A 23,077-nucleotide genomic window follows, 5' to 3' on the forward strand; every position below is an offset into this window, starting at 1 on the left:
GGGCCAGAATTGTTGGCAATCAACTTAAAATGAGTGGGGGAACCAGCGGCCGGGAGTTCATAGTCCGTGATCTTTCCACCCGCTACAACCCCGTGCTGGGCAGCAACGACCGGGTGTTAAGCTGGGCCTGGAACATGCAACAGTCCCGCACCAACCCCGCCGGCTTTGATGCTGCTTCCTATGGCGTAGCTTATGTACTGGCTGCCAGCAGCGATAACCTGCTCACCGGCGTGGGCTACGCCGTTATCCTGGGCAACTCCGGCACGCCCGACCCCATCAAGCTGGTGCGCTTCTCCAACGGTCTCTCCGCTAACCGGGTGCTGGCCACGGTCAGCACCAACGCGTCCGACTACACCAACAAGCCCCTGACGCTGCGCGTGCTTTTTGATCCGGCCACCAACCGCTGGACCCTCGAAGCCGGCACCAACACCGGTACCTTTCAGGACCCGCTGACGGCCACCTATACTCCCCTGGGCACTGCCGTGGATGACACGTATGCCACCACGGTCCTGCCTTACACGGGCCCGTTCTGGAATCACGCGACGACGGCAACTGAATTTGCGTTATTCGATAACATTGTCGCCACCGCGCCCTGTACCCTGGCCCCGGAGCCCGCCCCAGTGACGGCCGTAAGCTCCGTGGATCTGCTGACCAGCACCTCAGCCGACATCAGCTGGGAAGCGGGCGGCGCGGCCCGCCGGCTCTTGGTTGTGCGCGCAGGCACTGCCCCCATTGCGGCCCCCACGGATGGAGTCTCCTACCAGCCTTCCCCACTCTTGGGCAGCGGAACCCTGGTTGCCCCCGGGCAGTATGCCGTAGCTTTTGGTAGCGAAACGGCCGTGTCAGTAACTGGCCTGCAGCCTAACACAACCTATTCCTACGCCATCTTTGACGCGGATGGAAGCTCCTGCGCCACCAACTACCAGCCCCTGCCGGTAGCCGCTGGCACCTTTACAACCGAGCCCTGCGTGCTCGCAGCGCTTCCCACCACTCCGGCCTCCCAGGCCACGGCTACCGCCGCCAACAGCTACCAGCTGGAGCTCAGCTGGACGCCAGGCGATGGCGCCGAGCACTTGGTGGTGGTTCGCGATGGGGAAGCCCCCCAGGCCCTGCCCGTGGATGGCACGGCTTACGCAGCCAATGCCCGCCTGGGCGGGGGCAGCGCCATGGCCCCAAATGAGTTCGTGGTGTACCGCGGGGCGGGCACTTCCGTCTCGGTAACCGGTCTGGCTCCCGGCCGCACCTATTACGCCGTGGTTTATGCCCTAAACGGGGAAACCTGCAGCAGCCGTTACCTGACGACTGCCCCCGCCCCTAGTTTCGCCCTCACCCCCGTGCCCACCCCGGGTACGTACCGCTTTTTCCGGGGCAACCTGCACGCGCACTCTTCCTATTCCGATGGTAACAAGGACGCCGCTACCTCGGGAGCCGTAACTCCTTACGACGATTATGGGCTGGCGCGCCTGGCGGAGAAATTTGACTTTCTGGGCATTTCCGAGCACAACCACGAGGCGGCGGGCATGCTGCGCCCCTCCTACGCTAAAGGCCTGCAGCAGGCCGACCAAGCCAACCAGGACGGCACCTTCCTGGCCCTCTACGGCATGGAGTGGGGTACTATTTCCGGCGGCGGCCACGTGGTAGTCTACGGCTACGACCAACTGATCGGCTGGGAGCCCGGCAACTACGACGTGTTCGTGCAGAAGGGCGACTACACCGGCGCTCAGGGGCTGTTTGCTACCCTGGCTCAGCAAACGGGAGCCGTGGCCTACCTGGCCCACCCCAACTCCTCTGACTATAACAACCTGCTGACCTCGCCCCTGAATCCAGTGGCCAGTCAGGTTGTAGTTGGCATGGCCATGCGCTCGGGGCCAGCCTTTTCCACGGCCACGGATTACTCCGACGCGGTAAGCTCCACCTATGAGCCCCGCTTCAAGGATGCCCTCAAGCAAGGGTATCACGTGGGCCCCACTATGGACCACGACAACCACAACTCCACTTTTGGGCGCACCAATTACTCTCGTCTGGTGGTCTTGGCTCCTGAGCTGACAAGACCAGCCCTGTTGGAAGCCCTCCAGCAGCGACGCTTCTATGCCGCCGATGATGCCAACGTGGAAGTTACGTTGACGATCAGCGGCCAGCCCATGGGCAGCCAGCTAACCCAGCCGGGTGCCCCCACCCTGGAAGTAAACGTAGTTGATCAGGATGGGGAGGCCGTTGCCGCCATTGAGTTGGTGGCCGGTATCCCCGGCAGCGGAGAACTGGCTACTACCCTTACGTCGACGGCCGGGGCGGCAAGCCTTCGCTACTCCGATCCGATTCCCAATGGGGCGACGTACTACTATTATGCGGTAATCACCCAGGCCGATGGCGACAAGGTATGGACGGCTCCCATCCGCTACACCCGGCGCGACCTAAGCGGGGTGCTACCGGTAACGCTGACCAGCTTTTCGGCCGTGCTCCAGGGCCAGCACCAAGCGGTGCTGCGGTGGGTAACGGCGCAGGAAGTGCAGAGTGCTGCCTTCGTGGTGGAGCGCTCCAGCGACGGGCGCACGTTTGTGGAAGCCGGCCGCCTGCCAGCGGGCGGCACCAGCACCAGCCCACGTACCTACCAGTGGCTGGATCCCCGGCCCCTGACCCAGCGCACTTACTACCGCCTGCGTCAGCTGGACCAGAATGGGCAGGCCCACTTGAGCGAGGTGCGGATCCTGATGCCCGGCGCCCGCGAGGAGCGCCAGGCCCAGGTATTCCCCAACCCCACCGCCGGGCAGGTTCCGCAGCTGTCCTTGCGCGGCTACGAGCAGGTACGGGTGCAGGTGCAGGTAGTAAATCTGCTGGGGCAGGTGGTTAGCCAGCAGCAGCTGACGCCCGCAACTTACCAGCAGCAGGTTTCGCTGGTGCTCCCTGCCAGCCTGCCGGCGGGAGTGTACCAGGTACGCGTGCTCGGGGGTGGAGAAACCCGCCAGAGCCGATTACTGCTCACTTACTAACATTCAAATCTTTTCGCTTTGCATGCCACCGCCCCGTCCTACTGCTGGATGGGGCGGTTTCAGTTGCGGCCTACCCTAGTACCGGGGTGCCTGAAAAGGGGCCCCGCGACAGTGGGTGGAGTAGGAACAACTTCAGGTATTAGAGGCTCAAAGGGCGCGGGCGAGCTTGCAAGGTGGGCGGGGCTAGGACTCGATGCTGCTTCATAATGGCCTGAAAAGCTAGTTGAAATGACCCCGGCAACTAGCGCTCGGAGCATGCCTTTATGGGGAAGGGTTTAGCCGTGCGCTTCTCGTTGCTGCTGCAGCCAGGCCAGGGCCGGGGCCTCCTCCTGAAACCAATTGGCGTGCAGGGAAAAGGAAGACCATTCCGGCGGCGCTTCATACCCGCGCGCCGGGAGTCCATGCCAGATTTCGGGCGCCACCACAAAGGCAACCTGGGGCCGCTGACCAAGCGCGGCCCGCACCCGGGGAAAGTAGTCTTCGCGCATCCACTCGTGCAGTTCCCTCGGTTGATGCCGGGCATTGGCCCGCCCGTCCAGCAGCCAGTACGGGCACTGGAGCTGCTGCGAGGCTATTAACAGGAGCTCACAGGTCTCCGTGATTTCCTCCGGACTTAGGGCACGCGAGTTGCTACCACGCAACAGGGGCGGATTATCCTGATAGGTGAGAGTATAAAAGCCAAGGGTCCATACCCCTTCTGCCACCTGCGAAGCGGGACCTGAACTCATTTTGGTGATCTCATATAGCAAGCAAATTTACAGTAATTTTTCGCCATAATTGGGCAGCCTCCTGATTGAGCCTTTCTCAAACAGGCACTCCGCATCGTTCACTTTCTTTCCCCGCTTGGCATTTTTTCGGCAGCACTGCCCGTCACGGTTGCCCATCAAAAACCTAGCGGGCCAGCCCCCGGGACCGGTCCCGGGGCTCGCGCTCCCGCTCCATTGAGCGCACGGCGCTGGTCCGGGTCGCTTGATGGGCGTAGCTTTCCTCCAGGCTGGTGCCGGTTGAGCGCTGCACCCGTTCGAGTACCTGGCTGATGGGCTCCACGGTTTTCCAGTCGAAGTGGTAGCTGACGCGCAGCAGCACCCGCCCCTGCTCTTGGGCCTGCACCTGCCACACGTTGGCGCCGGCCTTTTCCAGCTCCGCCTGGATGCGGTGGGCCTGGTCCTGGTCGCGCGCCGTAATGACGGCCTGCAGGGCCCCGGGCTCCTGAGCCAGCTTTTCCCGCCGCTGCTGCTCTTCCTGCTGCCGGGTGCGCTCCAGCGCGCGCTGCAACTGCCCGACCAGGTCCTCCCCTCCCGGCCGCAGGGCGGCTAGCGGGAAGCGCACCTGGGTGCTTTCCTCCCGCACCAGCAGCTGGTCTTCTCCCGGGGGGTGGTACACGGTGTAGCCCTTGGCCTGCAGCGCCTGGTTGAGATGGCGCGGGTCGTTGACTGGTCCCTGCAGAAAGTCCCCGACCACCTGCTCGGCGCGCCGTCGGCTTTGCTCCTGCTGCCGGGTTGCCCACTCCCGGGCCTGGGCGGTAAGCGGTTCGCCTTGGGCAGTCCGGACCACGAGCTGGTGCAAGCGTTGCCGCACGGACTCCAATTGCTGCGTGGTTGCGGTAAGCTCCTGGCTTTTCTGCTGCAGGGATGCGGCCGTCTGCAACTCACGCTCCTTGCTGGTGGCCAGCTGCTTTTCCAGAACCCGCACCCGTTCCTGAGCCAGGGTGTTCGCAGTGGCGATGGCGGATACCTGCGCCAGCTTGGCATTGACGGCGGCCACCTCCCGGACCAGATGCTCATTCAGGCGGGCCTGCTCCCGGTCCAGATACGCCTGGGGGTTGACTCTTTCCAGTGCCTTTAGGGCCGGCAGCTGAATGGCCGTCGGCACCAGCGGTCTGGTCAGTTCGGCCAGTTCGCGTTGGCTGGTTTTCTGGGCCCCGTAGTAGCGGCGCACATCCTGGTGGATGGCCGTACTGTATTCCACGCCCCGCCGCAAGCCATACGGGGCCATTGCCCGGGCGTAGTCGGTCTGCAGTTGCCGCAGAGCGGCGGGACTGAACAGGTCCCGGGCCGAGAGCCGCTCGGCCGGCCCCCTCCTTTCACCCTGGTGCAGGCGCGGCTCCTGCGTGACGGGGACCACCAGCGCATGCAGATGAGGCGTGCTCTCGTCCTGGTGGAGCATGCACCCGATCACGTTTTCGGCTCCGTAGCGCTTCTGTAAAAAGTCCAGATTGTCCCGAACCCAGGGCGACTCCCGAATGTCGGCTCGCCGGCCGGTGGCAGGGTCCTTGGGAAACTTTTCCTCGCTGGCCGTGAGCAGCACCTCGACGATCCGAATGGCATCTTTGCGCAAGCGCGGCAGCTGCAGCTCCGCGATGCGCTCACCGGCCAGGTCCCAGTAGCTGCGCTGCGCGTGGTTAACCAGTTCCTGGTTCAGGTGCCGCAGGGCCGGGTCGGCGTTGGGAGTTTCCTGGGTGCGGTAGTTGTGATGAGCAACGCTGATCGCCTGCTCCCGGCTAGTAATTTTGGTAACGCGGATAATCGCAAACGCCATACAACGAAGTAGGTATCGATAGAATAGGATAGTACAGCTGCCTCCTGGTTGCTCCCTTTTTTACGCACCAATGTGTAGTGAGTTATACATTGAACGATTCCGCCCGTCCCTACCGAACGTCTCGCCTGCCCCCTGCTGGTTCGACTCCCTTCCGCAGGAAGTGTATACTCTTGCTTACCCTGAATGCGGCACATGCTGCCTCTCGTAGCTGGGCTGTCTGGCTTGTGCGTTCATCTGCACCAGCCTCCGGCAGCGGGTTTTACAAACCATTATCAGCGGGCAGCTAGGGCGTTCGGCGCCCTGGCAAGGGTTCCAATACATAGCCTAGCGAATGGATCAGTAAGCACTGGTGAGCTAATAAGAAGTGCCGGTGCCGCGGGGTACTAACTACTGCCCTACCCATCCCAACCCCAGCTTCGGGCACCCGTGCCAATACTCCCGGTTGTTGCGATTGGACAAAGCCATGCCTAAAGCCGGAGTAAAGCTGCTCTCTGGAAAAAGTGTAATACTCGCCGCCGCTCCGGGCGCCGGACTGGCAACGCGTCGTATCTTCGGTACACCCTTGCGTGGACACCACCCCATACCCTGCTCCCCTGGCCCTGCTAGCCCTTTCACGGTAAACTGAAAACCAGCGCGCCGCCCTTATATTGCTGTTAATCCGCCAGCACCTTGCTCGGCATCTGGGCGCCGGAATTTGGCTGTCCAGTGCCCCAGCCATTGTCGTCCACGTCGCCCGCAAACCCTGGCCTAACGGCCCCCAGTTTCGCCCAGGCACCGGGCGAGTACAGGCTCACCTTCGCCCTTAAATTCGGCGCCGGGTCCGGTAGGCAACGGCGGCCAGCTAGTAGAATCCTCGCTCATGACCCATGGTCCGGAAACGCATCGCCGGGGGACGCTGCAACCTGGCCTGAGCCTTTCGCCTCTAGCAGGAAGAAATCCCTGCTGACCTGATGCGTTTCCTGCTACTTATTGTCTGCCTTTTCTGGAGCTGCCCGACGGTGAGTCAGCCGATAAATGCCCCGGCTCCCGCTCCTGAACTGCTCACGGCCCAGCAGCTGCGACACCTCATGTTGTTTACGCGCCTGGCAGGCAGCGTCCGGTACTTCTATCCCAACCAAGCTACTGGCCGGGCGGACTGGACCGCGTTTTACGTGGCTACCCTTCCCGGGGTGCTGCATGCCCCCTCCACCCGAGCTTTCAGGGACACTCTGCGGCGAGCCTTTAGCACCATCGCCCCCGCCGTGGTAGTACAGGGTCCGGAAAAACCTTCGCTCCCGCCCGCCATTACCGGGGGGCCGGCCTATCGGTGGGAGCACCACAGCCTCAACCTGGACAAGCAGGGGTTGGGCCTGGTATCGCTCATGATGCGGCTGGCCCACCTGCCTTTCACCAGCCGGCTGGTAGCCGCTCCCCCCACAGCGCAGCTGCCGGCCGCTTATACCCTACCGCTTGGGGATTCCGTGGCGGCCATCCTTCCCCTCGTGCTGCCGACCGCGCAAGCCTACGCCCCCATTGCCTTTAAGGCGCGGACGCGCCGCTTTCTAGTGCGTCAACGGGCGCACCGGCTGGCCCTGATTATGCAGACCTGGAACGTCCTGCAGCAGTTTTACCCCTACCGCGAGCAGCTCCGGCAGGCCGACTGGCCGGGCGCCCTGCACGAAGGGCTGCTCGCTGCCAATGCTGCGCAAACGGACGCCTCCTTGCTGGTTGCCTGTCAGCAAATGGTGGCCCGGCTCGGCGACCGGCACGTGCAGGTGGCCCCGCAAACGCGCACGGGGCTCTACATAACGCCCCCGGACTTTGCGCTGGGCTTTGCGCTGCTGCCGGATGGCCGCACCGTGGTGGCCCGCTCCCGGGGGAAATGGGCGGCGTTGTGTCCGATGGGCAGCATCCTGGAACAAGTTAACGGCCGGCCCACGGAGCAGGTGCTTGACAGCCTGCAGCGCCAAACCAGCGCCCGCCGGGGCCTTGGGGGGCGCCAAGTGGTCGTGCACCAGCTGTTGCGTTACTTCTGGCGCCAGGGGGCGGCAGTTGATTTCACCATACGCACTAGCAGCGATACGGTGCACCGCTTCCCGGTGAGCTTCCGGCAGCTGCGTCTCCCGGCTAGCCGGGCGGGAGCGTTCCGCAATCTTCGGGATAGCCTAGTTTACCTGGACGCATCCCGCCTACGGTACGCGGATTTCTTGCGGCAGCTACCCGCGCTCCAGCACGCCCGCGGGCTGATTGTTGACCTGCGGCAGCGGCCGGCCTACGGGATGCAGGAAGCCCTGGCGCACTGGACCCCGACGGCGCTCTACTCCGATTGGCTGGCCACCCCCGTCCTGCGGGCCCCGGATTTTACGGCCGCCAGGTTTGATTCCGTACGCAGCATTATAGCTGCCCGCTCCCCTCAGGTAACTACCCCCACTGTTTTTCTGGTGGGGCCGGACACGTACAGCTACGGGGAAACCCTGGTGGAGCTAATTCGGCATTACCACCTGGGTTTGCTGCTGGGACAACCAACCGGGGGCACCAACGGGGAAATGAACTTTGTCAGTATAAGCCACCACTTCCGCTTAAGCTGGACCGGACGGCGGGTATGTAACCGAGACCAGGAGCCCTACCAGGGAAAAGGCATATTTCCGGCAGTAGCCGTTGATCCCACGCTCCGCTCTATTCAACAGCACCAAGATGCTGCCCTGGAGCAGGCCGTTCACTGGCTAACTTCCCCGCCGCCGGGGCCCGGGCGGTAAGGGGGCCAGTACCGGCCATGTATTACTTACTGCGGGACTAGTGCTGTTGATGCCAGGAAAGCTACATTCGGCTTGTAATTTTCTTTCCTTTCAACCGCGCCCCCACGTGTTTGCTCGAATTTGCTTTGGTTTTTGGGTAGTCTTCGTCCTGGTAGCGGGATTGCCCGGGGCCGGGTGGGCCGCCGCCCCGCCCCGGGCTGACGACGACAGCGCCCGCCAGCCGGTAGCCTACCACTTCGTGTTGACCAGCTTACCCGCCAGTACCCCCGCCGACGCGGCGCTCTACCTGGTTGGCTCTTTTAATCACTGGCAGCCGGCTGATGCCCGCTACCGGTTCCGGCGGCAGGCCAATGGCCTGTGGGGCCTTACTGTGCGCACGCCCCTCCCCCGGCTGGAATTCAAAGTATCGCGCGGGAGCTGGGCCTCCATTGAAGGAAGCGGGCACGGGCAGGTGCGGGCTAACCGCGTGGCCACGCGCCCGCAGGCGGAGGGCGGCCCCGTGGAAGTCCGGGTGCAGAGCTGGGAGGATTTGAGCGGCACCTTCCAGTTTTACTCCCTCTACGATCTGCTGCTGCTGTTTTCGTGCTTTCAGGGGGTACTGCTGTTGATTGCCATCCCGAGTATACAGCAGGCCAACCGGGCGGCCAACCGCTGGCTGTTGTGGCTGCTGGGGCTGGGCGCCGGCGCCACCCTGATCACGGTGGTCAGCAGCGACCGCACGGTGGCCAACGCCTACCCGACGCTGACGCTGGTGCCGGACCTTATCTGGTTTCTCTACGGACCCCTGTTTTACGGTTATATCCGCCGGCTGCTCTACCGCGAGGAGCCATCGCGCCGCCCGTGGCGCTTTTTTTTACCTACGGTGCTGCAGGGGTTGGTCTACCTGCCCTACTTGCTGCTCGACAGCTACGAGTTTCAGCTGCGGCTGATCAGCCACGATACCGGCCTGCGAGTTGTGCTGCTGATTACCGGGCTGGCGGCGCTGCTAACCAATACGACCTACTGGTTGGCGTGCCGCCGGCTTGTTCGCTCCTACTCCCGGCAGTACGAGGCCAGCGGGTCCTACGCCCAGAACCTGCGCTACCTGGCCACGGTGCTAGGTATCCAGGCCGTGTGCCTGGTTTTGTGGAGCTTTCTGTTTGGGCTGGTCCTGGCCAGTTGCTGGGTCCCGTTCGACGTGTACACGCTGGCGGCCCGCACCCAGGCGCTGATCTGGCTGGCGTTTTCTACCCTGCCCTACTTCCTGGGCTACGTCGTGCTGCATCAACCCGCGATTTTCCGGCTGGCCCCGGCCCCTGCGGTCTCACTCCCGTCCCCGGGGCCGGCCGCTCCGGCCCCCGAGCCTGATCCCGAGTCAGCGCGGCCCCCGGCCGCTTCCCGCCCGGTTCGCCCGCTGAAGGTGCCGGATCTGGCGGCCGCGCAGGCGGCGGTGACCGACTTTATGCAGCAGCACAAGCCCTACCTTAACCCCAGCCTGACCCTCCCCGAGCTGGCGGCGGAACTGAAAATGCCCCCTCATGTCCTCTCCAAAGTAATCAACGAAGGGTTCAACCAAAACTTCTTTGACTTTATAAACGCCTACCGGGTAGAGGAATTCAAGCGGCTCATGGCCGCCCCGCCGGCCCGGCAGTACACCCTGCTTGCCCTGGCCGAGGAAGTTGGGTTTAACTCAAAAACGGCCTTTAACCGCGCCTTTAAAAAGCACACCAACCACACGCCGCGGGAGTTTTTCAGCGGCGCCCGCGCGGAGTAAAAAGTGGTTAGAAGCGGGGTGAGCCCAGAACCCGGCGGCCGCTTAAGCGGGCGACCGGAACGTTTTTCCCGCCCCGGTAGGATCTGGTGCCCATTCCCAAAGTACCGCCTTTGGAAAAACGAACCAGTTTACCGCAAGCACAACTATCTGATAAACAGATATATGTCCTGCCGTCATCGGGATAAGGGGGCGGCTTAGCAAAGTGGGGCCCGGCCCGGCCGGGAAGGAAGCTACGTTTGTCGGAATCCCTTCGGCCAGGCTTTGGTCAGGCGGGGGACGCCATGTTTCTCCCACCCGGCGGCCGCTGGTGCCGCGCCGCATTTTACTTACACCGTATGTCGTTTGTGAAACAGCTTTGCCTGCTGCTCTCGCTTGCCGTTAGTTTCCTGGTTGCCCCACCTTCCGCCCGGGGGGCCCGGCCCGGCCCCCCGGCCATCCGCCGCATCGACCCCACGTTCTGGTGGGTGGGCATGAAAAACCCCAAGCTGCAGCTGCTGGTGCACGGCCCCGGCATTGCCGGCAGCACCGCTACCCTCAAGGCATATGAAGGGGTAACCTTAGACAGCTTTCAGAAGCTGGAGAGCCCCAACTATCTGGTGGTAAACCTGACCATCCGCCCCCACGCCCGACCCGGTAAGCTGAAGCTGGAGTTTACGGGCGTTAAATCCACAAAGTACGAGTACGAGCTGCGCGCCCGCACCACGCCCGGCGACAAGTCCAAGGTGCAGGGCATTACCAGCGCCGACTTTATTTACCTGCTCATGCCTGACCGCTTTGCCAACGGCGATCCCAGCAACGACGTGGTAAAGGGCAACCGCGCCCCCGGGGTGGCCCGCGACTCTTTGTATGCCCGGCACGGCGGCGACTTGCGGGGCATCGAGCAGCACTTTGCTTACCTGAAGGAGCTGGGCGTGACGGCCATCTGGCCCACGCCCCTGGTGGACAACAACATGCCCAAGGCGGGCTACCACGGCTACGCCCTGACCGACTACTACACCATCGACCCGCACTACGGCAGCAACGAGGACTATGTGCGCTTCGTGCAGCGAGCCCACGAGCAGGGCCTGAAGGTCATTCACGACGTGGTGCTCAACCACATCGGCAGCTTTCATTACCTGTGGCTTGACCAGCCCGCCCGGGACTGGTTTCACCAGTGGCCTACCTTTACGCGGGGCAACTACCGCAGCGGGACGGTAAACGACCCGCACGTCGCGCAGCGGGACCGCCAGTTGTTCAGCACTACCTGGTTTGACACAACCATGCCCGACCCGGCCCAGGAAAACCCGCTGGTGGCAACCTACTTAATTCAAAACTTTCTCTGGTGGGTGGAATACACGGGCCTTGATGGCTACCGCGTGGACACCTACACCTACTCCGACCCCGCGTTTTTGATGCAGTGGGGCCTGGCCATCCTGGAGGAGTATCCGCAGCTGGGCATGTTTGGCGAAACCTGGATGCAGGAAGCCGAGGGCGTAGCCCAGCAGGCCTTCTGGACCCGCAACGTGTTTCCACCCGTGAACGGCTTTAAAAGCAACCTGCCGGGGGCCATTGATTTCATCTTGCGCCAGGCCCTGCTCGAAAGTCTGACCAAGCCGGCCGGGTTCGCGGAGGGCGTGGCCAAGCTCTACTACGCCGTGCAGGGGGACTGGATGTACGAAGATGCCCGCCGCAACGTCATCTTTCTGGACAACCACGACGTGGACCGGGTGTTTTCCGTGCTGGGGGAGGACGTGCGCAAGCAAAAAATGGCCCTGGCCTGGCTGCTCACCGAGCGGGGCATCCCGCAGCTGTACTACGGCACAGAGGTGCTGATGAAAAACTTCAGCCGCCCCGACGGGCTCCTGCGCGAAGACTTTCCCGGCGGATTTCCCGGTGACAAACAAAACGCCTTTACGGTTGCCGGCCGCACCCCGGCCCAGCAGGAGGTGTTTGCCTACGTGCGCCAGCTGGCCACCTACCGCAAAACCCACCCGGTGCTGCACTCCGGCCGGCTCACGCACTTTGTGCCCGAAGACGGCGTGTACACTTACTTCCGCCACGATGCCCAGGGCCACGCCGTGATGGTGATGCTGAACTGCAACCCGGCCGCGAAAACGGTGCCCCTGCAGCGCTTTGCCGAACGCCTGCGGGGCTACACCGCGGCCTGGGATGTGTTGACGGAGGCCGCCGTGGCGGGTCTAGACTCGGCCAGTGTGCCGGCCTACTCCGCCCTGGTGTGGGAACTTCGCTAAGCCGGACGGGTTGCCGCCAAGGTCGACCGGATGCCTTTTCAGCTTTTATTAATGCGCGCGGCCCCGGCGGGCCAGCCAGGGGGCCGGTAAGGGGCTGCCCAGCCCCTTACCGGCTCGTCCGAGGGGAGAATCAGTACGGCCCGGCCGGGTTGTACTCCAGCGTCCGCACGAGAAAGCGGGCGTAGGGCATCGGCCGGCCGTCCACCACCCAGCTAGCTTCCCCGACTGTGGGGATGAGCACGCCGTGCCGCTCCTGATAGTGTTGGAAGCGGCCAACCCAGGGCCGTTGCGTGGTAGCGTCCATGAAACGCAGGGCTTCGCATTCCGCGAGCTCATCCCGCTCATTAAAGCGGGCAAGGCTGGAAACGGACTGGCCCCGGTGGGTAAGCGTAAGCCGGGCTGATTTTTGTCAATGGCCGTCCACGTGATGGAATTGCTGGGCAGCAGCGCGGTGGGCAGCCAGGTGCATTCCAGCAGCCAGCGCAGCAGTTCCCCCTGGTCGTAGGCCGGCCCGGTGCCGCCGGCAATGGGCAGGGCCCCCAGCAAGCGCACCGCGAGGCGGCCGCGGCCGGCTATTAATTCGTCGCGCGCCACGAACTGGCGGGTAGTTCCTTCCCAGATAAAGCCGGGCGGGTCGGCGGTTATGTACTGCTCACCGGTGATGGCTACCCAACTTTTTTGCAAATCGGTTTTAAATTGACCGGTGTGGCGCAGGCGCAGGCTTCGCAGGTAGGGCTGACCGTCGCGGAGTACACGGCGGAAATAGCGCTGTACGGGCGCGGGCAGGCCATCCAGCGCCGCTTCATGGTACACTGTGCCAGCGCCCTCTGGTAGTAAAGCAAACAGCCGCTGCACATCCGCACGCCGGCGCCAGGCCCCGGCCCGGCGCGCAAGAAATAAGCCGACTAGGGGGCCAGCAAAGGCTATCGTAGCCAGCAGCCCGATGGTAGTTTTTTTAAGCATGGCAAAACAGGTAATAGAGGGTTTACTGCACTAGTCAGTAGGCAACCAGCCATAAAAAAGCTTACTGATCAGGGTGCGCAACCCCCACCGTCAGGAACATATCGAAATTGCCCTTGGTCAAATAGGACTATCTGAGGGCGCTATCCGGGCGCCAGAGTGGTAACTTGAATAGTAAGTTAAGTAGGACGCTCAAAGTTACTTTAAGAAGTAATGGGCAGAGGCAAACACTTAGGTTTAAGGCGCTAATGCCGGATATGGGCTTATGAACCCTATTGCTTTGCGTGTAGCTAACGGAGGAGACTGTGATACTAGCTAACTAATAGATTTTATTCGTGTTGCGGAACCGTTTCAATACGTATTTAACTACTCTCACTAAATTCAGCAACTAGATTCGGCGGCAAATACACTGGCGCGCGGCGCCGTTTAAAACTTTTTAATAAGCTCCTCAAGGATAGCAGCATAAATAAAGCGAAGGGCAGTATTTGATATAGTAATAAAAGGCATTAAATAGATAAATCTTGAAATGCCAATTTATACTTATTTAGACCTCCTATATTGCATTTTTCCTGATAACCACCGGAATTAATCGTTATCTAATTTTTTTGTGCTATTTTTTTTTAAAGTTTGTGAACACAAAGGTATTGATAGTTATTTTTATTACTTATAAACCCTTGATTTACAGCATATTATATAGGATTACTATAAGGTTCTATAACCTAAAAGACCAAGTTTATAAGTTGGGCAATATGTTATGCAAGTTAAATTAACAGAATTATAAGAGTTGGCTATTTAAAAGACATTTTTTATCTCAATCACTAAATATGCTTAGTCAAACAAATAGCTTCATAAGCGGGTCGGCTGCCTAACTCCCGCAATTTAAGAATCCATGGGTATTGCCGTACCCAATGGTGCAGATGATCCTGCAGTCAGCCAATTACATTGACGTCCTGTTTGCTTTTGTTAAGAAGCTGAAGACCGATAAAATAAAGGCTCCTAAAAATTCCGGTTGTCTGTTCCTGAAGATGCCTGGGCTACCTCCCCCTGGCCCCAGCCAGTGTGCCCGACCTGGCCAGACGTAGCCGCGCCGCACTATACTTGCGCTGTACCAGCAGTAAACTCCGGATCGGCATACCCACTGGGCAATCTACTGGTGGGCGCCTCCTTGAAGTGCATCAGTGTTGGCCAGCTAAAACTTTCTTGACGGCGTATAAAGCCTATAAAATTTCGGCCCGGCGCACGCTTGCTTTATATTAAGATTATATTGCACTCCCCAGTTACGCTTCAGCTAAACATGTTGTAGCTTATGGGGTGCTTGCAGACGCTTTTCTTTTCCTCTTTCCCTGGACTGCCAGCCACCAACTCATGGCATTATCCCATACCGCGAAAAGTCACATGAGGCCATTCTTATCGCCCCCTGCATGCGAAGGATTAAGCACTCCCGTGCTGCTGTTGATTTTTCGGCGGCCGGACCTAACCCGCCGCGTCCTGCAGGCCATTCGGCAAGCCCGGCCGACCCGGCTGTACGTGGCCGCCGACGGGCCCCGCCCGGGGCACCCGACCGACGCGCGCCGCTGCGCCGAAGCCCGGGCCGTGCTGGAGGAGGTGGACTGGCCCTGTCAGGTGATCACCCTGTTTCAGGACCACAACCTGAACTGCGGGCGCGGCCCGGTCACGGCGCTGAACTGGTTTTTCACCCACGAGTCAGAGGGCATTATTCTAGAGGATGACTGCGTGCCCTCGGCCAGCTTCTTTCCCTTCTGCGCCGAGCTGCTCGCCCGCTACCGCCACGACGCGCGGGTGATGCACATCGGGGGCAACAACTTCGGCTCCGAAGCCCGCCGACCCCAGACGGCGGACGCGCCCTCCTATCACTTCTCCACCCAGCGCACCAGCTGGGGCTGGGCCACCTGGCGGCGAGCCTGGGCGCTGTACGATTATCACCTGACGGACTTTCACGCCGTCGCCGCCTCGGGCGCCCTGAATTCGGCCTTCTCCGGCCGCCTGGAAAAGCGCTACCGCCTGGGAAAGATGGCCGGGGTGCTGGCCCTGCCCCAGCCCCCGGACGTCTGGGACTACCAGTGGGAGTACACCATTGCCCGCCACCAGGGCCTCTACATTGTGCCCGCCGTCAATCTGGTCGGCAACATCGGGTTTGGGGGGGACTCCACCCACACCCACGACCCGAATGATACCCTCGGCTGCCTGCCGGCCCAGGATCTGCCCCTACCCCTGCGCCACCCGGCGCAGGTAGTGGCGGACCGGCGGCGGGACAATCGGCGCTTCAATGACTTTCTGCTCGGCCGCCTGGGGGCCATTTTCCGCCGCCTGTTTACGGGCATGCGCCCCGTGGCCGACGGCCTGCAAAGCCCCCGGCAGCGGTTACCGCAAATTACTGCCGCCCCAGTAGCCAAGTCCGTAGCTTCCTAAAAAGCAGCAGGGCGGTATACCGCCGTACTAACTTGGTTTTGGCCTGCCGGGCCGGGTTAGCTGCTACCGCTTCCGGTGGGCACGCCGCCCAGAAGCTCTCTCCGTGCTGGCTTTAGCAGGGTAGCGCTCGCAGCGAAGGCTCAGGTTAGGTACGATTGCGTAGGTTTGCCGCTCATGAACGATACCAGCAACTACCTGTCCTACGACCGACCGGCGCTGCAAACCAGCGTCGACCAGGCGTGGCCCGGGCTACGGGTAGAGCGCTACCAGCTGGAGGCCATGGCCCTGCCCGCGCACGCGCATGACCAGCACCTGCTGCTCCTGCACCAGGGAGCCCAACCGGTGCGCTCGCGCCGCCAGAACGGGCGCCACCGGGAAGAAGACCTGTTCCGGGCGGGCGACGCCGGCCTGTATCCGGCTGGGGAGTATGGGCCTACCTCCTGGGACGGGCCCGCGGACATTATTCAGCTGCACCTGGCCCCCCAGGCCTTGGAAAGCCGGGCCAGCTTGCCCCTGAGCAAGCTGACGCTGCGCGACCGGTTCCGGTTTGAGGACGGCTTGCTAACCCAGCTGGGCCGGCAACTGCTCGCCGCCGCCGGGGCCCGGCACGCCCTGGGCCGGCTCTACGTGGAGTCGCTGACCAATGCGCTCTGCTACCACCTGCTGGAGCACCACGCCACCCTCGAGCTGCGCCGGGCGCCGGGCCGCCCCTTGCCCACATCGGTGCTGGCCCGCATCGACGCCTACTTGGAAGGCCACGCCGAGCAAACTATCACGGTGGAAGCCCTGGCCAGCCTGGCCAACCTAAGCGTATTTCATTTCGCGCGCTGCTTTAAGTACACCACGGGCCAGTCGCCCTACCAGTACGTGGTAAGCTGGAAAATCCGGCGCGCCCAGCAGCTGCTGCGCAGGGGGGAGCTGCCGCTGGCTGCCATCAGCGACCAACTGGGCTTTGCTTCGCCCGCCCACTTCTCGGCCGCGTTCCGGCGCGCTACCGGCCGCAGCCCCCGCCAGGTGCAGGGGCGCTAGCCCCGCCCGCCAATCCGCACGAATTTGCTAGAACTAGGCAGGAATCGGGCTAGGTGCCAGCCCCGGCCGGGGGACCTTTGGGGTAGTTAATCGAGCCGCACTACCGCGGCTCTCCCTCTTCCCCTTACCCGTATGAATACTACCATTCTAGTGGCCGGAGCAACCGGCGAGCTTGGCGGCCGCATAGTAGCGGCCTTGTTGCAGCGCGGCGCGGCGGTACGCGCCCTCGTGCGCGCAACCACGGACGAAGTTAAAGTAGCGGAGCTGACGCGCCAGGGCGTGGACGTGCGCCGCGTGGAGCTAACTGACACGGCGGGCCTGACCCAGGCCTGCGCGGGCGTAGCCTGTGTTGTCTCGGCCCTGGCCGGGCTGCGCGAGGTGATCGTGGATGCCCAATCCCGCCTGCTGACAGCGGCCGTGGCCGCCGGCGTGCCCCGCTTTATCCCCTCGGATTTCTGCAGCGACTACACCCAGGAGCGCCCCGGCGAAAACCGCAACTTCGATTTGCGCCGCGAGTTTCAGCAGCACCTGGATAAGGCGCCCATTGCGGCCACCTCCATCCTTAACGGGGCCTTCGGGGAAATCCTGACCTATAACCTACCGCTGCTCGACTTCCGGCAGCAGCAGGTCGGCTACTGGGATGACGCCGAGTGGAAAATTGACTTCACCACGATGGCCGACACGGCCGCCTACACCGCGGCCGCCGCCCTGGATGCTACTACGCCCCGCTTCCTGCGGATTGCCTCGTTTCAGGTTAGCCCCCGCCAGCTGGCCGCGGCGGCGGAAGCGGCCGGCCGCGGGCATTTCGAGTTAGTGAAGCTGGGCTCCCGCGCGGACCTGGCCGCCCTAATCGAGCAAGCCCGGGCCGCCAACCCGGCCGGCGAGCAGCAGCTCTACGCCGATTGGCAGCAGCTGCAATATGTGCGCAGCATGTTCACGGTGCAAAACCACCCGCTCGACAACCATCGGTATCCGGACCTGACCTGGACCAGCGCCGAGGACCTGCTCCGGGCGCACACTTCCACCATCACCGCTTCCGGTGGGCTGGGGCCGTATTCGGACGAGGAGCTAGTCAAGCGGCTTCCGGGCTTTACCAATCACTACGCCACCGTCAACGGCGTGCGCCTGCACTACGTGGCCGGGGGCAGCGGCCAGCCCCTGGTGTGCCTGCCGGGCTGGCCCCAGACCTGGTACTCGTTCCACCCCGTAGCCCAGGAGCTGGCCCGGCACTATCACGTCATCCTGGTTGATTTGCGCGGCATGGGCAGCTCCGACAAACCCGCTACCGGCTACGACAAGAAGACCATGGCCCGCGATATTTACGAGCTGGTCCGGCAGCTGGGCCTGGGTTCGGTTTCCCTGCTGGGGCACGACATTGGGGGCATGGTAGCCAGCAGCTTCGCCTACAATTACCCCACCGCGACCGACCGGCTTATTGTGCTGGATGGCACCCACCCCACCGAAGGCATGCGCCACATGCCGATGCTACCCGCACCGGGATCCTTGACGGGAAAGATGGACGGGCAGCACCCGTACATCTGGTGGATGGCCTTCAACCAAATCAAAGGACTACCCGAGCAGCTGCTGGCCGGCCGATTCCAGGTGCTGCTCGACTACCTGTTCGCCTACGTGATGCTGGATGAAAGCAAGATGACGGCCTTTGACCGGGCCGTGTACGCGGCGGTTTATAACCAGCCGGAAAACATCCGGGCCGCCAACGCCTGGTACCAGGCCCTGGAGCAGGACATGGCCGACCACCAAAGCTACGCTCCGCTGAGTTTGCCGGTGCTGGGCATCGCTAGCTACGTGGCCCACGGCACGCTCCAGCACGGGGTGCCGGCCATGACCAGCAACGGCCGCGTCGTCACCTTTCAGGACAGCGGCCACTACCTGTTCGAAGAAAAGCCGGCGCAGGTGCTGGAAGCCGTGCTAAGCTTTTTAAACGAACCTCAACCTTCAGCCACCCCAGCCATTGCCTCGGTGGCTGCCCGCTAAAACGAAAGGCAAGGCCGGAGTGGCGCCGGGTCCGGGTCCGGCCCGTTAAGTAGATCGCAGCGGGGCGCAGGTTTTCTATAAGCAGGGGAAGCCTTCGAAATCGGAGGGCTTCCCCTGCTGGTTTACCCCTTCCAGGAAAGCGGGCCGGCATCCCAGAACGAACAGGGATGCCGGGACCGGGCATCTCTCCGCCCGCTATGTCAGAAGGATAAATTTTGAACCAATAATAAACTTGTAGAATATATAGATTTTATATGTATATTTAAATACTATTTTATCCTGGTTAGGGAAACTACCCCTCCCAAGCTGCCTGCCCTATTCCCGTTGTGCCCGCTTCGCTTTATCCCATGGACACCCCTGCTTTGCTTGCGCCGGTATCGGCCGCGGACCCGGTTGATTCTGCCTCCTTCCCTCAAGCTCCCGCCGCCGCAGTGCTGTTAAGTATCTGCGTGCCTACCTACCATCGCCCGCAGCTGCTGGCCCGGACCCTGCGTTCCCTCGGCCCCCTACCCAACGGGGTAGAGGTCCTGGTATCCGATAACTCCCTGGACGACGACTCCCAGGTGGTTACCCAGCGGGAACTGGCCAGCCAGCCAGCCGGGCAGTGGCGCTACTACCACAACCCGCCGGGGGCCACTTTGATCGATAACTGGAATGCCTGCGTGCAGCGGGCCCGGGGGTACTACGTGCTCATGCTCCACGACGACGATTATCTGCTGCCGGGCGCAGTGGCTACGCTCGTGCAGACCCTGCAGCGCACCCAGGGGCGGCACGAGGCCATTTTATTTGGCGTGCAGGTGGTGGACGAGCACGAGCGGGTGCGGCGGCACCAGGGGGTGCGCCGGGCGCAGTTCCTGGCCCCGCAGCAGGCCGTGCACCAGCTGCTGACCAATTCCTCCCTGGTGCGCATGCCGGCCATGGTCGTCTCCCGGGGCGCGTATTTCACGGCGGGTATGCTGGATCCGGTGCAGGAGGGCACGGGGGACCTGGACATCTGGCTGCGGGTCTGCGTTCACTGCGGGCTGTACCGGGTTCCCGCCACCACTGCGGCCTACACCGTCCACAATGGGGCGCTGACCGCCAGCATGTTTCAGGAGAGGACGGTAAACTTACTGCTGCGCATCTTCGAGCAGGCCCAGCAGCAGGAACTGCTTCCCCCCCGGGGGCTGGCGGCGGCCAAAACCCACTTCTTTCATCAGTTTGTGCTGGCCGGCACGGTCCGCTCCCTGCGCAACCGGAACCTGGTTCGCGCCCGCCGGGTGCTGGAGCTGCTCGAGCACCCCTCCCTAAGCCAGTTGGAGGTATCCCTGCGCTGGCTGCCCCTGCGCTGGCTGCTGCAGTTGCTGGCGTGCGTGGTGCCCGCTGAAAGGCCGGAGAGCCGGCATTCACCTTCCCTGCTCACGTAAGCACGCCTTTCCCTTACGTAGAGGCTTCTACTTTCCCCGGTAAGGGGAACGTATCCTTCCAAGGCCCGGCCTGGAGGTCAGCAAGCCCAGGGCCAGGTCGAACCGGGGGCAACGCGAAGGGGGCCGGTTTGCGGGCTTCCCCCTTTTGCTACCTGATAAATATCAGGTAGCAGGCGGCCAGACCCCGGCGGTGCTTACCTTAGGGCACGGCATTGTGTCTTTCAGGAAAGCGGTGCCGGCCATACCTATGCTATCAACTTCGCATTCCACCGCCCTACTGGAGCTGCTCTACGCCCGCGCCCCGGAGTTCGTGGGTATTTATGACCTTACTGCTGGCTGCTTTACTCAGGTGAATCAGGCGGGCGTAAAGCTGCTAGGGTACCCTTCCGAGGAAGCCTTCCTGGCCGAGCCGCCGCGGGCGCTGCGCGTATCTCCCTGGACCGTAGTGGAGTGGCAAACCCTGGGGGAGCAAGTGCGGCAGGAAGGGAATCTGGAGCTGGAAGCCGAGCTGTATACGTATACCGACACGGCCTTCTGGAGCCGGGTCCAGTTTACCTTTTTTGAGGCCGATGGCCGGCCGTTTTCCTTGGTTCGCCTTTCTGAGCAAAGCCGTCTGCAGCAGGCGGAGCGCGAGTTGGCGCACAGCGTGCGGCGCTTTGAAGCGGTATTTGCCAACGCCACCATTGGCATCATCGTCTGCGACCGGCCCGGCAGTATCGTGTCGGCCAACGAGCTGGCCGGTAAGCTGTTTGGCTACGGGGTAGAGGAGCTGTTGGGCAAGCGCATTGAAGTGCTGGTGCCCAATGCCTCCGGTCGTAACCACGAAAAGCTGCGCGAATCCTTTAACCGGGCGCCCCAGGTGCGCGGCATGGGGCACAACCGCGACCTGATGGGGCAGCGCCAGGATGGCTCCGTGTTCCCGGTGGAAGTGAGTCTGAGCTATTTTTACCTGGACGAGGAGCTGTACGTGGTGGCGTACGTGCTGGATATAACTTTCAAAAAGGAAGCTGAGCGCGAGCTGATTGCCCAGCGCCAGCACGTGGAGCAGCTCAACGCCGAGCTCGAGCAAAAAGTAGCCAACCGCACCCACGCCTTGCTCAGCACCCTGGAGCAGCTGGAGCAGCGCAGCCAGGAGCTAACCCAGGCCCTGGCCGCCGAGCAGGAGCTGGGGGAGCTTAAGTCGCGCTTCGTGAGCATGGCCTCCCACGAGTTTCGCACCCCCCTGACGGCCGTGCTTACTTCGGCCACCCTGATTGAGAAATACCCGACCACGGAGCAGCAGGACAAGCGCCTGAAGCACCTGCAGCGCATTCGCGCATCGGTAAATCATCTCAACGATATTCTGGAAGAGTTTCTTTCCGTGGGCCGCATTGAGGAAGGGCGGATCGAGGCCCACCCCGCCAGCCTGCACCTGCCCGCCCTGCTCCAGGAAACGGTTACCAGCGTGCAGGGCATGCTCAAGCCCCGCCAGCGCATTGAGCAGCACGCCGCCTGCCCCGGCCCCATCCATCTGGACCCCTCGCTGCTGCGCAAAATCCTGGTCAACCTGCTTTCCAACGCCATCAAGTATTCGGGTGAGGACTCGGTAGTGACGGTGCGGGCCGAATGCCAGGCCGGCGTGCTGACCTTGCGGGTGCAGGACCAGGGCGTGGGCATTTCGCGGGAAGATCAGGAACACTTATTCGAGCGTTTTTTTCGGGCCCGCAACGCGGCCAACGTACCGGGTACGGGCCTGGGCCTGTATATCATTGCCCGCTATCTGGAGCTCATGAACGGCACTATCTCCCTGCAGAGCGAGCTTAGCGTGGGTACTACCGTCACCATCACCATTCCCTATGACAACTATTCTGCTGATTGAAGACAACGAGCTGATTCGTGAAAACACCACCGAAATTCTGGAGCTGGCCGGCTACCACGTGCTGGCGGCGGAAAACGGGAAGGTAGGCGTGGAACTGGCCTTGGCCAGCAAGCCCGATCTGGTGGTGTGCGACATCATGATGCCCGTGCTGGATGGCTACGGCGTGCTGCAGATCTTCAACCAGAACCCGCAGCTTTCCGGGGTGCCGTTTATTTTCCTGACGGCAAAAACCGAGCGCTCCGACCTGCGCAAAGGCATGGAGCTGGGCGCCGATGACTACCTGACCAAGCCCTTTGATGAAGCCGAGCTGCTAAGCGCCATCACGGGTCGGCTGAACCGCTTCCGCCACCTCAAGGCCGAGTATGACCTGCGGGCTCCCGGGGGACTGGATGAATTTCTGGATGATGCCCGCGCCGTGGGCAATCTGGCTACCCTCTCCGCGGACCGCAAAGTGTACAGCATCCGCAAAAAGCAGGATATCTATTTGGAAGGCGACGAGCCCAACCGGGTGTACTTTGTTAAATCGGGGCGGGTGAAAACCCTTAAAGCCACCGCCGGCGGTAAAGAGCTGATTACGGGCCTCTATGGCCCCGGGGAGTTTTTCGGCTACCTGCCCCTGCTGGAGCAAACCCCGCACAGCGACTCGGCCGTGGCCCTGGAAAACTCGGAGCTGGTGTACATCCCGCGGGAAGACTTCACGCAGCTGTTGCGCAACCCAACGGTAGGGCAGCAGTTTATCCGGCTGCTGGCCGGCCGCGTGACGGAGCGGGAAGAGCAGCTGCTGGGCATGGCTTATAACTCGATTCGGCGGCGGGTGGCGGATACGCTGCTGCGCATGCACGAGCAGGCGGCCACGGCCCCGGATGCGGCCATCTACCTATCCCGCGACGACATGGCTGCCCTGGTGGGCACCGCGCCGGAGTCGCTGATCCGGACCCTGAGTGAGTTTAAGAACGACGGCTTGATTGAGCTCACGCCCAAAAATATCCGGGTACTACAGCCCGAAAAGCTGCGGCGGGCGCATTGGTAAGTTGCAGCCGGCGGGCTTGACCTGGCCCGCCGGTACACGCCGCTTTAAGCCGGTTCCGGGCCTAGTAGGTACGGACTGCAAAAGAAACTAGCTAGGGCATAAAACGCCTTAAACTGACAATTGTC

Annotated in this window: 13 protein-coding genes; 10 read left to right on the top strand and 3 right to left on the bottom strand. The window is 62.3% G+C overall.

All coding sequences use genetic code 11. The features are described 5' to 3' along the window. The first annotated feature begins 29 nt into the window (after positions 1–29). Positions 30–2,987 (top strand): CehA/McbA family metallohydrolase, encoded by a 2,958-nt coding sequence (locus ACYVHC_RS18975; protein ID WP_460615376.1) that lies wholly within the window; start codon positions 30–32, stop codon positions 2,985–2,987. Positions 2,988–3,262: 275 nt separating this feature from the next. Here ACYVHC_RS18975 and ACYVHC_RS18980 read toward each other — a convergent pair whose 3' ends face one another. Further along, on the bottom strand, positions 3,263–3,715 hold the full coding sequence (locus ACYVHC_RS18980) for a hypothetical protein (protein WP_460615377.1): 453 nt from the start codon (positions 3,713–3,715) through the stop codon (positions 3,263–3,265). Positions 3,716–3,878: 163 nt separating this feature from the next. Next, the gene (gene mobV, locus ACYVHC_RS18985) at positions 3,879–5,525 is read right to left on the bottom strand and encodes a MobV family relaxase (protein ID WP_460615378.1); all 1,647 of its coding nucleotides are present in this window, start codon (positions 5,523–5,525) and stop codon (positions 3,879–3,881) included. 950 nt (positions 5,526–6,475) lie between these two features. Here mobV and ACYVHC_RS18990 point away from each other — a divergent pair. The 3 genes from ACYVHC_RS18990 to ACYVHC_RS19000 all read left to right on the top strand — a co-directional run bounded on the left by ACYVHC_RS18990 (position 6,476) and on the right by ACYVHC_RS19000 (position 12,244). Further along, positions 6,476–8,260: a S41 family peptidase gene (locus tag ACYVHC_RS18990; protein WP_460615379.1), complete on the top strand. Its 1,785-nt coding sequence runs from the start codon at positions 6,476–6,478 to the stop codon at positions 8,258–8,260. Between the two features lie 106 nt (positions 8,261–8,366). Next, a complete protein-coding gene (locus ACYVHC_RS18995) occupies positions 8,367–10,013 on the top strand; it encodes a helix-turn-helix domain-containing protein (protein WP_460615380.1) in 1,647 nt (548 codons plus the stop codon). A gap of 335 nt (positions 10,014–10,348) precedes the next feature. Continuing rightward, positions 10,349–12,244, top strand: coding sequence for a glycoside hydrolase family 13 protein (locus tag ACYVHC_RS19000; RefSeq protein WP_460615381.1), 1,896 nt, complete (start codon positions 10,349–10,351; stop codon positions 12,242–12,244). A gap of 48 nt (positions 12,245–12,292) precedes the next feature. Here the strand turns inward: ACYVHC_RS19000 and ACYVHC_RS19005 are convergent, their stop codons facing one another. Continuing rightward, on the bottom strand, positions 12,293–13,207 hold the full coding sequence (locus ACYVHC_RS19005) for a DUF6544 family protein (protein ID WP_460615382.1): 915 nt from the start codon (positions 13,205–13,207) through the stop codon (positions 12,293–12,295). 1,392 nt (positions 13,208–14,599) lie between these two features. On the opposite strand from ACYVHC_RS19005, the gene ACYVHC_RS19010 reads away from it, so the two are divergent. From ACYVHC_RS19010 to ACYVHC_RS19035, 6 genes are all read left to right on the top strand, one after another. Next, entirely contained in the window at positions 14,600–15,634 is a 1,035-nt protein-coding gene (locus ACYVHC_RS19010; protein ID WP_460615383.1) for a nucleotide-diphospho-sugar transferase, read from the top strand. Between the two features lie 174 nt (positions 15,635–15,808). Next, on the top strand, positions 15,809–16,663 hold the full coding sequence (locus ACYVHC_RS19015; protein WP_460615384.1) for a helix-turn-helix transcriptional regulator: 855 nt from the start codon (positions 15,809–15,811) through the stop codon (positions 16,661–16,663). A gap of 132 nt (positions 16,664–16,795) precedes the next feature. Beyond that, positions 16,796–18,658 carry an alpha/beta fold hydrolase gene (locus ACYVHC_RS19020; protein WP_460615385.1) on the top strand — a complete coding sequence of 621 codons (1,863 nt, stop codon included), beginning with the start codon at positions 16,796–16,798 and terminating at the stop codon, positions 18,656–18,658. Between the two features lie 347 nt (positions 18,659–19,005). After that, a complete protein-coding gene (locus ACYVHC_RS19025) occupies positions 19,006–20,064 on the top strand; it encodes a glycosyltransferase family 2 protein (protein ID WP_460615386.1) in 1,059 nt (352 codons plus the stop codon). A 247-nt stretch (positions 20,065–20,311) separates the two neighbouring features. Next, positions 20,312–21,922 (top strand): sensor histidine kinase, encoded by a 1,611-nt coding sequence (locus ACYVHC_RS19030; RefSeq protein ID WP_460615387.1) that lies wholly within the window; start codon positions 20,312–20,314, stop codon positions 21,920–21,922. Further along, positions 21,900–22,952 (top strand): response regulator, encoded by a 1,053-nt coding sequence (locus tag ACYVHC_RS19035; RefSeq protein ID WP_460615388.1) that lies wholly within the window; start codon positions 21,900–21,902, stop codon positions 22,950–22,952. The genes ACYVHC_RS19030 and ACYVHC_RS19035 overlap by 23 nt, the downstream gene beginning before the upstream one ends. Positions 22,953–23,077: the final 125 nt, after the last annotated feature.

It is taken from the genome of Hymenobacter seoulensis (genome assembly GCF_054780535.1).

Coding starts and splice junctions, on each gene's coding strand:
- ACYVHC_RS19015 (WP_460615384.1), top strand. CDS start 15,809: ATGAACGATACCAGCAACTACCTGTCCTACGACCGACCGGCGCTGCAA.
- ACYVHC_RS19020 (WP_460615385.1), top strand. CDS start 16,796: ATGAATACTACCATTCTAGTGGCCGGAGCAACCGGCGAGCTTGGCGGC.
- ACYVHC_RS19010 (WP_460615383.1), top strand. CDS start 14,600: ATGAGGCCATTCTTATCGCCCCCTGCATGCGAAGGATTAAGCACTCCC.
- ACYVHC_RS19005 (WP_460615382.1), bottom strand. CDS start 13,207: ATGCTTAAAAAAACTACCATCGGGCTGCTGGCTACGATAGCCTTTGCT.
- ACYVHC_RS19035 (WP_460615388.1), top strand. CDS start 21,900: ATGACAACTATTCTGCTGATTGAAGACAACGAGCTGATTCGTGAAAAC.
- ACYVHC_RS19025 (WP_460615386.1), top strand. CDS start 19,006: ATGGACACCCCTGCTTTGCTTGCGCCGGTATCGGCCGCGGACCCGGTT.
- ACYVHC_RS18980 (WP_460615377.1), bottom strand. CDS start 3,715: ATGAGTTCAGGTCCCGCTTCGCAGGTGGCAGAAGGGGTATGGACCCTT.
- ACYVHC_RS18990 (WP_460615379.1), top strand. CDS start 6,476: ATGCGTTTCCTGCTACTTATTGTCTGCCTTTTCTGGAGCTGCCCGACG.
- ACYVHC_RS19000 (WP_460615381.1), top strand. CDS start 10,349: ATGTCGTTTGTGAAACAGCTTTGCCTGCTGCTCTCGCTTGCCGTTAGT.
- ACYVHC_RS19030 (WP_460615387.1), top strand. CDS start 20,312: ATGCTATCAACTTCGCATTCCACCGCCCTACTGGAGCTGCTCTACGCC.
- ACYVHC_RS18975 (WP_460615376.1), top strand. CDS start 30: ATGAGTGGGGGAACCAGCGGCCGGGAGTTCATAGTCCGTGATCTTTCC.
- mobV (WP_460615378.1), bottom strand. CDS start 5,525: ATGGCGTTTGCGATTATCCGCGTTACCAAAATTACTAGCCGGGAGCAG.